General features: G+C 67.3%; 11 protein-coding genes and 2 tRNA genes. 6 read left to right on the plus strand and 7 right to left on the minus strand.

Annotation, left to right across the window (positions count from 1 at the left end):
* Positions 1-9: 9 nt before the first annotated feature.
* Together AB4Z47_RS00190 and AB4Z47_RS00195 are read right to left on the minus strand one after the other, a co-directional pair.
* Entirely contained in the window at positions 10-1,113 is a 1,104-nt protein-coding gene (locus tag AB4Z47_RS00190; protein WP_441947078.1) for a D-alanine--D-alanine ligase family protein, read from the minus strand.
* A gap of 88 nt (positions 1,114-1,201) precedes the next feature.
* Positions 1,202-2,197, minus strand: a complete 996-nt coding sequence (locus AB4Z47_RS00195) for an NAD(P)H-dependent glycerol-3-phosphate dehydrogenase (RefSeq protein ID WP_441947079.1) — start codon at positions 2,195-2,197, stop codon at positions 1,202-1,204.
* A 31-nt stretch (positions 2,198-2,228) separates the two neighbouring features.
* Here AB4Z47_RS00195 and cofC point away from each other — a divergent pair, with 31 nt between their 5' ends.
* From cofC to AB4Z47_RS00210, 3 genes are read left to right on the plus strand one after another with little or no spacing between them, the layout of a single operon-like run.
* Complete coding sequence (gene cofC / locus AB4Z47_RS00200; RefSeq protein WP_441947080.1) at positions 2,229-2,912, plus strand: 2-phospho-L-lactate guanylyltransferase; 684 nt, start codon at positions 2,229-2,231, stop codon at positions 2,910-2,912.
* Between the two features lie 58 nt (positions 2,913-2,970).
* A complete protein-coding gene (locus AB4Z47_RS00205; protein WP_441947081.1) occupies positions 2,971-5,142 on the plus strand; it encodes an RNA degradosome polyphosphate kinase in 2,172 nt (723 codons plus the stop codon).
* A gap of 20 nt (positions 5,143-5,162) precedes the next feature.
* Positions 5,163-6,101 (plus strand): NUDIX hydrolase, encoded by a 939-nt coding sequence (locus AB4Z47_RS00210; RefSeq protein ID WP_441947321.1) that lies wholly within the window; start codon positions 5,163-5,165, stop codon positions 6,099-6,101.
* Between the two features lie 177 nt (positions 6,102-6,278).
* On the opposite strand, the gene AB4Z47_RS00215 is transcribed toward AB4Z47_RS00210, so the two are convergent.
* The 3 genes from AB4Z47_RS00215 to leuC all read right to left on the minus strand — a co-directional run bounded on the left by AB4Z47_RS00215 (position 6,279) and on the right by leuC (position 9,164).
* A complete protein-coding gene (locus tag AB4Z47_RS00215; RefSeq protein WP_441947082.1) occupies positions 6,279-6,938 on the minus strand; it encodes an HU family DNA-binding protein in 660 nt (219 codons plus the stop codon).
* 156 nt (positions 6,939-7,094) lie between these two features.
* Positions 7,095-7,703 carry a 3-isopropylmalate dehydratase small subunit gene (gene leuD, locus AB4Z47_RS00220; protein ID WP_441947084.1) on the minus strand — a complete coding sequence of 203 codons (609 nt, stop codon included), beginning with the start codon at positions 7,701-7,703 and terminating at the stop codon, positions 7,095-7,097.
* A gap of 39 nt (positions 7,704-7,742) precedes the next feature.
* Complete coding sequence (gene leuC, locus AB4Z47_RS00225; protein WP_441947085.1) at positions 7,743-9,164, minus strand: 3-isopropylmalate dehydratase large subunit; 1,422 nt, start codon at positions 9,162-9,164, stop codon at positions 7,743-7,745.
* A gap of 167 nt (positions 9,165-9,331) precedes the next feature.
* Between leuC and AB4Z47_RS00230 the strand changes: the two genes are divergently transcribed.
* The 3 genes from AB4Z47_RS00230 to AB4Z47_RS00240 all read left to right on the plus strand — a co-directional run bounded on the left by AB4Z47_RS00230 (position 9,332) and on the right by AB4Z47_RS00240 (position 10,899).
* Positions 9,332-10,033 (plus strand): IclR family transcriptional regulator, encoded by a 702-nt coding sequence (locus AB4Z47_RS00230; RefSeq protein WP_441947086.1) that lies wholly within the window; start codon positions 9,332-9,334, stop codon positions 10,031-10,033.
* A gap of 33 nt (positions 10,034-10,066) precedes the next feature.
* On the plus strand, positions 10,067-10,567 hold the full coding sequence (locus AB4Z47_RS00235; RefSeq protein ID WP_441947087.1) for a pyridoxamine 5'-phosphate oxidase family protein: 501 nt from the start codon (positions 10,067-10,069) through the stop codon (positions 10,565-10,567).
* A 149-nt stretch (positions 10,568-10,716) separates the two neighbouring features.
* Positions 10,717-10,899 carry a DUF5302 domain-containing protein gene (locus AB4Z47_RS00240; RefSeq protein ID WP_441947088.1) on the plus strand — a complete coding sequence of 61 codons (183 nt, stop codon included), beginning with the start codon at positions 10,717-10,719 and terminating at the stop codon, positions 10,897-10,899.
* Positions 10,900-11,926: 1,027 nt separating this feature from the next.
* Here the strand turns inward: AB4Z47_RS00240 and AB4Z47_RS00245 are convergent.
* Both AB4Z47_RS00245 and AB4Z47_RS00250 read right to left on the minus strand, forming a co-directional pair.
* Positions 11,927-11,999: transfer RNA gene (locus AB4Z47_RS00245), tRNA-Glu, on the minus strand.
* A gap of 146 nt (positions 12,000-12,145) precedes the next feature.
* A tRNA-Gln gene (locus tag AB4Z47_RS00250) sits at positions 12,146-12,217 on the minus strand.
* Positions 12,218-12,330: the final 113 nt, after the last annotated feature.

Consider the following 12,330-nt stretch of genomic DNA (forward strand, 5'->3'; position numbering starts at 1 on the left):
GATCTCGGCCTAGCGCAGGCCGGTGCCGCGGGCGAGTGCGGTTTCGACGAGGGTGGAGACCAGCACGGCGTAGTCGATGCCGGTGGCCTCCCACATGCGCGGATACATGGAGATCGCAGTGAAGCCCGGCATGGTGTTGATCTCGTTGATCACCGGCCCCTGCTCGGTGACGAAGAAGTCGACACGTGCGAGGCCCTGGCAGTCGAGCGCCTGGAAGGCGCGCACGGCGAGTTCCCTGATCCGATCGGACACGTCGTCGTCCAGCTTGGCCGGAACATCGAATTCGCAGACGTCATCGAGGTATTTGGTATCGAAGTCGTAGAACTCGGGGCTGCCCGGGGTGCTGTCCTCTTCCGGCATCCGGATCTCCGCGACCACGCTCGCCGAGAGCCGCCTGTCCGGGAATTCCAACACACCACACTCCACTTCGCGTCCGACGATGCCCGCCTCCACGATCACCTTGGGGTCGTGCGCGCGCGCCACCGCGATCGCCGTGTCCAGCTCGCTCCAGTCGGTCACTTTGGTGATGCCGATCGATGATCCACCGCGCGCGGGCTTGACGAACACCGGGAGTCCCAGACGCGCCCGGTCCGCCTCGGCGACTGTCGCAGTGCCGGGCCGCAGCACCACCTGGGTGCCGATCGGGAGTCCCTCGGCCGCGAGCAGTTTCTTGGTGAATTCCTTGTCCATGCCCGCCGCGCTGGCCAGCACACCCGGACCGACGTACGGGATCCCGGCGAGCTCGAGCATCCCCTGCAAGGTCCCGTCCTCACCGAACGGTCCGTGCAGGATCGGGAACACCACGTCGACCGAGCCGAGCGCGGCGCTCGGATCGTCGAGCGCGATCAGCGCCCCCGAGCGGCTCGGGTCGGCGGCCAACGTCAGCGCCGTGCCGGTGGCGTCCACCGACGGCAGGGCACGGTCGTGGATGCCGAGCGCGGCGACGTCGGAACCGCCGAGTACCCACCGGCCCTCCGTGGTGATGCCGATCGGCACCACCTCGTACTTCTCCGGATCCAGGTTCCGCAGCACGCTGCCGGCCGACACGCAGGACACGGCGTGTTCGTTGCTGCGGCCGCCGAACACCACGGCCACCCTGATCCGGTTCGTCATGCCCCGAACCGTACCCGTTTCCACGACCGGCCTAACCGCTGACTGTCCCGGCCACGGCGATATCGACGGCGCGCGGGGCGGGTTCGGATCACTCCGGTTTGATCCGCCGTCCGAGCAAGTTGCCGACGGCTTCGCGCACGGCGAGACCTTCGTGACACACCTGGTGCACCCCGGTCGTCAGCGGCATCTCCACCTCGTGCAGCTCGGCGAGCGCTCGAATGGACGTGCAGGACTTCACACCCTCCGCGACCTGGCCATGAGTCGCCGACTGCGCGGCATCCATGGAGCCGCCCGCGCCGAGCACGCGGCCGAAGGACCGGTTGCGCGACAGCGGCGAGGTGCAGGTGGCTACCAGGTCGCCGACCCCGGCCAGACCCGCCAAGGTCACCGGCTCCGCGCCGAGCGCCACCCCGAGCCGGATGATCTCGGCCAGACCGCGGGTGATCAGGCTGGCGATCGAGTTGTCGCCCAATCCCATTCCCGAGGCGATGCCGCAGGCGAGTGCGATGACGTTCTTGCACGCGCCGCCGATTTCGCAGCCGATCACGTCGATGTTGGTGTACGGCCGAAAGTATCCGGTCGCGCTGGCATGCTGCAGCGCGACCGCGCGGTCGGTGTCGGTGCAGGCGATCACGGTCGCAGCCGGCTGACCGACGGCGATCTCCCGCGCCAGATTCGGCCCGGACAGCACCGCGATCCGGCTCTGGTCGGCGCCGGTGACCTCCTTGATCACCTCACTCATCCGCAGCAGCGTTCCGGTCTCGATTCCCTTCGCCAGGCTCAGCAGCGAGGCATCCGGCCCGATGAGCCCCTTCCACTCCGCGAGATTCACGCGCAAGGACTGCGACGGCACCGCGAGTACCACGATGTCCGCGCCGTCGAGCGCCACGGCGGGGTCGTGGGTGGCCGCGATCGGCGGCAGCGGAATATCCGACAGGTAATCCGGATTGCGATGTTCGGAGGCCAACGTCGCGGCCACCTCGGGTCGCCGGGCCCAGATCGTGACGTCGGTTCCCGCGTCCGCCAACACCTTCGCGAACGCCGTCCCCCACGATCCCGCGCCAAGTACCGCCGCCCTCGTCATCAGCCCAATATGCCATGGAAGGATTGGTCGCATGCGCCCGCACGCCGTGCATGCCGTGATCGCGGTCAAGAGCCTCGATCGGGCCAAGAGCCGACTGGCCGACCGGCTGCGCCCGGAGCACCGGGCGCGGCTGGTGCTGGCAATGCTCGCCGACACCGTGACCGCCACCGCGGCGGTGCCCGATGTCGTGTCGGTCACGGTGGTCACCCCGGATCCCGCCGTCGCCGATCTGGCCCGCACCCTGGGCGCCGACGTCCATCCTGAGCCGCTCGGCGCCGACTCCGACGGACTCAACACCGCCTTGGCCAGCACCGCCGCCGCGTTGCGCGGCGCGCACGGCCCGATCGATCTGCTCGCCCTCCAGGCGGACCTGCCCGCGCTGCGCCCGGAGGAGTTGTCCGACATGCTCGCCACCGCCCCGCCCGGCGTGCGGTCGATCGTGGTCGACCACGCGGGCAGCGGCACCGCTGCGCTCCTGGTCCGAGACCCGGTCGCCGCGCTCGATCCACGTTTCGGTCCTGGCTCGGCACTCCGCCATGTCGCCGCGGGTGCGGTCGATCTGACCGGCGACTGGCCGGGCCTGCGCTTGGACGTCGATACCGCCGACGACTTGGACCGTGCGGTGGCACTCGGGGCCGGGAACGCGACGCGCGCCGTGCTGCACGACATCGGCTGGCCAGGTCGCGTTCACGAGCACGTCCGGCACGTATGCTAGACGGTCGCCATAGACGGCAATCCCGACCGAGGACTGCACACGGCACCGTCGGTAGGGGATGATCGGTGACGTGAGCGATACGGAAATCGTCAAGCAGCAACCGTTGCTTCCCACGCCTCTCCCGGCGGCTACACCACGGTCGGCCGACTCGACGGCACAGCGGTTGCCCCGTGATCGCTACCTCAATCGCGAAGTGAGCTGGCTCGACTTCAACGCCCGGGTACTCGCCCTCGCCGAGGACGCATCGCTTCCCTTGCTGGAGCGGGCGAAGTTCCTCGCTATCTTCGCGTCGAATCTCGACGAGTTCTACATGGTGCGGGTGGCGGGCCTGAAACGGCGCGCCGAGACCGGTCTGCTCGTGCGGTCGGCCGACGGTCGCTCGCCTGGCGAGCAATTGGAGTTGATCGCGGCGCATGCCCAGGAAATTGCGGTGCGGCATGCCCGGGTCTTCCTCGACGACGTGCTGCCCGCGCTGACCGACGAGGGCATCGCGATCATCGACTGGACCGACCTGGACGACGATGAGCGCCAGCGCCTCTCGGGCTACTTCCAGGATCAGGTGTTCCCGGTCCTCACCCCGCTCGCGGTCGACCCGGCGCATCCGTTCCCCTACATCAGCGGGCTGAGCCTCAACCTCGCGGTGACGGTGAAGGATTACTCCAACGGCGGCGAGCACTTCGCCCGCGTCAAGGTACCCGACAACGTCGACCGCTTCGTCCGCGTGCGCCGCACCGAATCCGGCTCCCCCATCGCGGCTTTCCTGCCGATGGAAGCGCTCATCGCGGCGCATCTGGAACTGCTGTTCCCGGGCATGGAGGTGGCCGAGCACCACTCGTTCCGGATCACCCGTAATGCCGACTTCGAGGTCGACGAGGACCGCGACGAGGACTTGCTGCAGGCGCTGGAACGCGAACTGGCCCGGCGCAGGTTCGGTTCGCCGGTGCGGCTCGAGGTCTCCGACGACATGACCGAGCACATGCTCGATCTCCTACTGCGCGAGCTGGACGTCGACCCCGGCGACGTGATCCAGGTGCCCGGTCTGCTCGACCTGTCCTGCCTCTGGCAGGTGTACGGGGTCGACCGGCCGAATCTGAAGGACACCCCGTATGTCCCCGCGACGCCGCCCGCGTTCGGCGAGCGGGAGACGCCGCGCAACGTGTTCGCGGCGCTACGCGAGGGCGACGTGCTCGTGCACCATCCCTACGACTCGTTCTCCACCAGCGTGCAGCGGTTCATCGAACAGGCCGCCGCCGACCCGCAGGTGCTCGCGATCAAGCAGACGCTCTACCGCACCTCCGGCGACTCCCCGATCGTCAACGCGCTCATCGACGCCGCCGAAGCGGGCAAACAGGTGGTCGCGCTGGTCGAGATCAAGGCGCGCTTCGACGAGCAGGCCAACATCAAGTGGGCCCGCGCGCTGGAGCAGGCGGGCGTGCACGTGGTCTACGGCCTCATCGGACTCAAGACCCACTGCAAGACCTGCCTTGTGGTGCGCCGCGAGGGCGCGACCATCCGCCGCTACTGCCACATCGGAACCGGGAACTACAACCCGAAGACCGCGCGTCTGTACGAGGACGTCGGATTACTCACCGCCGCACCGGAAATCGGTGCCGATCTGACCGACCTGTTCAATTCGCTGACCGGTTACTCGCGAAAAGAGAACTACCGCAACCTACTTGTCGCACCGCACGGCGTACGCGCGGGCATCATCGAGCGAATCCAGCGCGAGACCGAGTTGGCGTCCGAGGGGCGCGACGCCCGAATCCGGTTGAAGGCCAACGCGATCGTCGACGAGGAGGTCATCGACGCGCTGTACCGGGCCTCGCAGGCGGGCGTACCGGTGCGCATCGTGGTGCGCGGCATCTGCGGGCTGCGCCCCGGCGTTCCTGGCATGAGCGAGAACATCGAGGTCCGCTCGATCCTGGGTCGGTTCCTGGAACACTCGCGCATCATGCACTTCCAGGCGCAGGACGAGTACTGGATCGGCAGTGCCGACATGATGCATCGCAACCTCGACCGCAGGGTCGAGGTCATGGCGCAGGTGAAGGATCCGCGGCTGACCGAGCAGCTCGGCGAGGTATTCGACTCGGCGCTGTCTGCGACGACGCGCTGCTGGGTACTCCAGGCGGACGGCACCTGGCGTGCCTGGCCGGAGCGGACCACCGACGGCGACAAGATCCGAGACCATCAGGAGTTCCTCATGCGGCTGCGGAGGCCCGAACAGCAGTGAGCGGCAGCACCGGATACGAGATGGACGGGGGTCCGTTCTGGGATCCCCGCGTCACCGCCAATATCCACGCCGCGGGCGCGGTGCCGTGGCGCAGGACAGCGAAGGGAGCGGTCGAGATCGCGATCGTCCACCGCCCCAAGTACCAGGACTGGTCGTTGCCGAAGGGCAAGCTGGACGCCGGTGAGACACCGGTGCTCGCCGCGATCCGCGAGGTCGCCGAGGAGACCGGGCTGGAATGCAGGCTCGGCCGCTACCTCGGGCACGTGACGTACCCGATCCCGGGCCATCGCAAACTGAAGCGGGTCGACTATTGGGCGGCCGAAGTGGTAAACGGCCAGTTCGCCGCCAATTCCGAGGTGGACGAACTCAGCTGGCACCCGTTGGATCGGGTGATGGACCAGCTGTCGTATCCGATGGACCGGCAGGTGCTGCGCGCCTTCGCCCGCCTGCCCGCCCGTACCAGCACGCTGCTGCTCGTGCGGCATGCGAAAGCGGGCCGCAGAGATCGGTTCAACGGGCCGGACGAGCAGCGCCCGCTGGATCGGCAGGGCGACGCTCAGGCGCGGGCTCTGGTGCCGAACCTGCTGGCGTTCGGGGCATCCGAGATCTTCTCCGCCGATCCGCTGCGCTGCGTGCAGACAGTGGCGCCGCTGGCCGAGAAGATCGGCGTCGAAATCACCGAGGAGCCATTGCTTTCCGAGGCCGGTTACGCCGCGGCGCCCGACGCGGCCCGCGCGCGAATCCGAGCTCTGGTGACCGACAAGGCCGTTCGCGTTGTCTGCAGCCAGGGCAAGGTGATTCCGGATCTGCTGCGGTGGTGGGCCGACCGCGACGGCGTCATGCTGCCGTCGGCGCGCAATCGTAAGGGCAGCGTGTGGGTGCTGTCGTTCGCGGAGGGGCGGTTGGTGGCCGCCGACCATCTGAATCGGTCGCTCTCGACCGGCGTCGTGAAGCCCTGACGGCTCAGCGCCGCGGCGACCTTGTCGCGTCGGAGCCACATCTCGGCACGGCCGCGGGCCCACGCACCGCAGAAAAACGGCCCCGGGGGGTGCATCCCGGGGCCGTTTCAATCGGTGAGGCGAATGGCCCAGCCTTCGGGCGGGCCGTCCGGCGCCGATACGACGGTGGGGGTGATATCAGCGGGCGCGGCGAGCCGGAGCCTTCTTGGCCGCGGCCTTCTTCGCAGGCGCCTTCTTGGCGACGGTCTTCTTGGCGGCGGTCTTCTTGGCCGCGGTAGCCTTCGTGGCTGTCTTCTTTGCCGGAGCCTTCTTGGCCGCCGTCGCCTTCTTCGCGGGCGCCTTCTTGGCGGCAGTCTTGGTCGCAGTCGTCTTGCGGGCGGTGGTCTTTGCCGGCGCCTTGGCGGCGGCCTTACGGGCTGTCGTCTTGGCAGGCGCCTTGGTCGCGGTCGCCTTCTTTGCGGCGGCCTTCTTGGCCGCCGTCTTCTTCGCGGCGGCCTTCTTTGCGGCCACCGGCGCATTCACGCCGCGCTTGACGGCGGGACCGCTCGCGGCCAGCTTCTGCTTACCCGCGATGACCGCCTTGAATTGCGCGCCGGGACGGAACGCGGGCACCGAAGTGGGCTTCACCTTCACGGTTTCGCCGGTGCGCGGGTTCCGTGCTACGCGAGCCGCACGCTTACGCTGTTCGAACACACCGAATCCGGTGATAGTGACGCTCTGACCCTTGTGCACCGCGCGCACGATGGTGTCGACCACATGCTCGACTGCCGCGGTGGCCGTGCGCCTGTCCGTACCCAACTTTTCGGTCAGAACGTCGATCAGTTCCGCCTTGTTCATTGAATCCTCCGCAGACTAATGGCCCGTCGTCGGACCGACTAGGTACCACGGTAAACCCACTTTGGGCAAGAGTCTATGTGCCACGCCAAAATTCATGTGGTTTAGCACACGTCCAGCTACCGTTACTCAGGCCGCGCAGCTAACGCGCGGGGGTGATTACGTATGCGAAATATGTGCCGGCAGGGTGGTGGGTTTCCATGCTGGCCTTGCCCTTTCGAACTCGGCGATGGTGTCACTCCGGCGCAGAGTCAGTCCGATGTCGTCCAATCCTTCGAGCAGACGCCACCGGGTGTAGTCATCAATATCGAACGGCAACACGACGGTTCCGGCCGCCACGGTGCGCGCCTGGAGGTCCACAACCAATTCCAGGCCCGGCTGTTCCTCTAGCAACTTCCAGAGCATTTCGACATCGTTCTGTGACATCTGAGCCGCCACCAGACCGCCTTTACCCGCATTGCCACGGAAGATGTCGGCGAACCGCGACGAGATGACCACCCGAAAGCCGTAGTCCGACAGCGCCCAAACGGCGTGCTCACGTGAGGATCCTGTACCGAAATCCGGACCCGCGACCAGCACACTACCCCTGTTGTAGGGCTCGATGTTCAGAATGAAGTCGGGATCCGTTCGCCATGCCGCGAACAACCCGTCCTCGAATCCGGTGCGGGTTACCCGCTTCAGGTAGACGGCGGGGATGATCTGATCGGTATCGACATTCGAGCGGCGCAGCGGCACCCCGATGCCCTTGTGCACGGTGAAGGCTTCCATAACGAATCTCCTGGGTTCGATTGGGTGTAGCGGGGCCGGTCAGTCCAGATCCGCAGGCGAGGACAGAGTTCCACGGAGCGCCGTCGCGGCCGCTACGAGGGGGGAAACCAGGTGGGTGCGGCCGCCTTTGCCCTGCCTGCCTTCGAAGTTTCGGTTCGAAGTCGAAGCGCAACGCTGGCCAGGCGCGAGCTGGTCCGGATTCATTCCCAGACACATTGAGCAGCCCGCCTGCCGCCATTCAGCGCCTGCCGCGGTGAAAATCTCGCCCAGTCCTTCTTTTTCCGCCTGTGCGCGAACCCGCATCGAGCCCGGTACAACCAGCATTCGCACTCCGTCGGCGACATGGCGTCCCTTCAAAATCCCGGCCACCGCACGCAAATCCTCAATGCGCCCGTTGGTGCACGAACCGACGAATACGGTGTCGACAGACACTTCCCGAAGCGGAGTTCCGGGCTCCAAATCCATGTACCGCAGTGCCTTCTCCGCCGATTCGCGGGCTACCTCGTCGGCAATCCCGGCGGGGTCGGGCACCGCCGCACCGAGCGGGGCGCCCTGCCCCGGGTTGGTGCCCCAGGTGACGAACGGGGTCAGCTCGGCGGCGTCGATGTGCACCTCGGCGTCGAAAACCGCGCCCTCGTCGGTCTTCAGCGCCTCCCAGGCGGTCACGGCCGCGTCCCAGTCGGTTCCCTGCGGGGCGTGCGGCCGCCCTTTCAAGAATTCATAGGTCGTGGCGTCCGGCGCGATCATGCCCGCCCGCGCGCCAGCCTCGATGGACATGTTGCAGATGGTCATTCGGGCCTCCATCGACATGGCGCGGATGGCCTCGCCCCGATACTCCAGGACGTACCCTTGGCCGCCGCCGGTGCCGATCTTCGCGATGACGGCCAGGATCAGGTCCTTGCTCGTCACGCCCGCCGGCAGCGTGCCGTCCACGGTGATCGCCATGGTCTTGAACGGACGTAGCGAGAGCGTCTGGGTGGCAAGCACATGCTCGACTTCGGAGGTGCCGATACCCATCGCCAGAGCGCCGAACGCGCCGTGGGTCGAGGTGTGGCTGTCGCCGCACACCACCGTCGTCCCCGGCTGGGTCAGGCCGAGCTGCGGCCCGACCACGTGGACGATCCCCTGGTCCAGGTCGCCCATCGGATGCAACCGGATACCGAATTCCGCGCAATTGCGCCGCAGCGTCTCCACCTGAGTGCGCGAAATCGGGTCGGCGATCGGCTTGTCGATATCGATCGTCGGGACGTTGTGGTCCTCGGTCGCGATGGTGAGATCCGGCCGCCGCACCGCCCGGCCCGCGGCGCGCAACCCGTCGAAGGCCTGCGGACTGGTCACCTCGTGGACGAGGTGCAGGTCGATATAGATCAGGTCGGGCTCGCGCGAGGCACCCTCACCTGCACCGCGAGCAACGACATGCTGGTCCCATACTTTCTCGGCCAGCGTGCGCGGTTCGGCCATTGTCGATCACCTTTCGGACGAGCAGCCGTTCCGCGATCCGGGCTGTGGCGCGGCGACGGTTGCACCTGTTGGGATAGCTGCGCCTGGTCGGACCATGGAGACCGGAATCCGCGAAGGTGCCTTTTCGCCGATGGATTTCTCAACATCCGAGACGCTAGTATCGTTCTATGAGACAGCATAGCGGTGTCGGCGTCCTCGACAAAGCAGTGGCGGTCCTGTACGCCGTAGCCGAGCATCCCTGCGGTCTCACCGAGCTGTGCGCACGCACCGGACTGCCCCGCGCAACCGCGCACCGCCTTGCCGTGGGCCTCGAGGTGCACCGCTTGCTCGCCCGCGACAACAACGGGATGTGGCGCCCGGGACCGGCCCTCGCCGAGCTCGCGATCGGCGCCAACGACCCGCTGCTCGAGGCCGCGTCGGCCATTCTGCCCCGGCTGCGCGAGATCACCGGGGAGAGCGTTCAGCTCTACTGCCGCGACGGCAATGCACGCGTCTGCGTCGCGGCGCTGGAACCCCCCGTCGGACTGCGCGATACCGTCCCGATCGGAGCGCGCCTTCCGCTCACCGCGGGCTCGGCGGCCAAGGTGCTGCTCGCCTGGTCCGATCCGGAGCTGCAGCGCACTATCCTGCCCGAGGCGGTGTTCGGCGAGCGCGCGCTGGCCGAGGTACGCAAGCGCGGCTGGGCACAGAGCGCTGCCGAGCGCGCGGCGGGTGTGGCCAGCGTCTCCGCGCCGGTGCGCGACGCAGCGGGCACCATCGTCGCCGCCGTATCGGTGTCGGGCCCGATCGACCGGATGGGCCGCAGGCCGGGCGCCCGCTGGGCCGCGGACCTGGTCGCGGCGGCGGAGGCTTTGCACAAGCGCCTGTAACACGTTTCGGTTCGGACTCTCTATGGTTGGCCCATGGGAGTCAACCAACGGGCACAGATCGTGATGTCCGAGACCGAGATCACCGAATTCCTGGAGCGCAGCCGGATCGCGACACTGGCGACCATCAGCCCGAAGGGCACGCCACACCTGACCGCGATGTGGTACGCCCTCATCGACGGCGAGATCTGGTTCGAGACCAAGGCCAAGTCGCAAAAGGCGGTGAACCTCCGCCGCGATCCACGGGTCACCTGCATGGTCGAGGCGGGCCAGACCTACGACCAGCTGCGCGGTGTGTCGATCGAGGGTCGTGCCGAAATCGTCGAGGACGCCGAGAAACTGTTCGCGGTCGGCGTGAGCGTCTGGGAACGCTACACCGGGCCCTACAGCGAACAGACGCGCCCGATGGTGGAGTCCATGCTGCACAAGCGGGTTGCCGTCCGCGTCGTTTCCGAGCGCGTACGCAGCTGGGATCACCGCAAACTCGGCCTTCCGCAGCTACCGCTCGGCGGCACCACCGCGCAGTGGCTGGCCTGAGTCGAGCACGAACCGGGCGAGCGACGCGCTCGAATTCCCACTGACACAACCGCCTCGAACCCGATAGCGTCGAGGCGTTCGACACGAATCGGCCGGGCACCACCGCCCGAGGGGATGCGGTGCACGGCCGCGACGACGAGGAGCAGGCGATGGCGGATTCGGATAGTTCCAATGGCAGCGCCGACGAGGTGAAGCGCAAGTTCCGTGAGGCACTCGAGCGCAAGAACCAGCAGCACGCCCGTGCGGCCGACCACCTCGACGGCCGGTCCAAGGCTTCGGCGGCGCACACCGCCGCCAGCCACAAGCGGGAATTCCGCCGCAAGAGCGGTTAGTCCGCGAGACGAGCAAGGCCCTCCAGCCGAATGGCAGGGGGGCCTTCCGTTATGCGCCACGTACGCGATGGCCGGTCAGCCAGAGCAAGTCAGGCGTGAGCGCCCAGCCGATCGACCCGACACGGCGGCCCGACCAGGCGAATCAGCCTGATTGACCTACCCAGAACTTTCCGGCCACTGACTCGACACCGAACAACTCGACCGACATAGACCACCGCACGACCAGTGCAGTCACACCGCGAGACCACAGCGGACGCACCCATCACATCCCCTCCCGCAAATTTTCGGCAAACCATCTCGACTCGGCCGACGCACCCCTGGCCAGCGCCCCGGCCAGACGACTCGGTCCCACCGCCGGCTCCACCGACGCCCAGCCAACGCAATCCGCCACCACCGGCTCCACCGACACCCAGCCAATGCAATCCGCCACCGCCGGACTCAACACCCAGCCGACGCAATCCGCCGCTGCCCCACTAGATGCAGCCAAGGCAGTCCCGCCACTGCCCCGATGGACGCCCGGCCCACATGCACACCATCCCCCGACTCGACCAAACGAAGCAGCCCCACAGGCACTCGGCCGACGACGACACAACTCGATGTCGACCTGACCAGCCCAAACGGTTCAGCCAAGAAGCCATGCCGCCACAACTCCCCGCCGAACAGCCTCTGCTACGAGAACAAGTCACCGCCGGGCACCATCGCCACCTCATGGGTTTCGGCATGCCACGCAGCGATGAGTTCGGGCCGCACCACGAATAGCTCCAGCCACACGCGGCTCCCTCGCTCCGGCAGCACATCCCAACACCCGACACAGCACATCCCCACGCACCCAGCACACCGGCACAGCCCGCGACACCCTGCACCACCTGGTAGCCCTCCGGCGACAAGGCGAGGCGAGGCGAGGCGAAGCCAACGCCAGGGGGTCCGGGGGCGCAGCCCGCCGGGCGGGGCGTGGGGGTTGCACCCCCACAAAACATTGCGAAACGAGAAAGGCCCATGCCCCATGGGCATGGGCCTTCCACTCGTGTAGCCCCGACGGGATTCGAACCCGCGCTACCGCCTTGAGAGGGCGGCGTCCTAGGCCGCTAGACGACGGGGCCAGGACTGCTTCCCGCTTCCGCGAGGAGCGCCGTGGTGATCTTTCGATCAGGAGGCTCGGCTAGCTTAACCGGCCGAAGCCCGGCGACCAAATCGCCGGATGCTGTACTCATTTCGGCCGCGAACCGAAGTCGAACAACACTCTCCGCTGGGGTACCAGGACTCGAACCTAGAATGGCTGAACCAGAATCAGCTGTGTTGCCAATTACACCATACCCCAATGACCAGGTCTTTCGGTCTCGCGTCTGGGTGACTAGAGACCGCGTTCCGAGCCGAGAAGAAGAGTACCAAACGGCTACCGGTATATTACAAATCGCCTGGTCAAAGCCACAT

It is taken from the genome of Nocardia sp. 2TAF39 (genome assembly GCF_052114905.1).
Lineage (GTDB): Bacteria > Actinomycetota > Actinomycetes > Mycobacteriales > Mycobacteriaceae > Nocardia.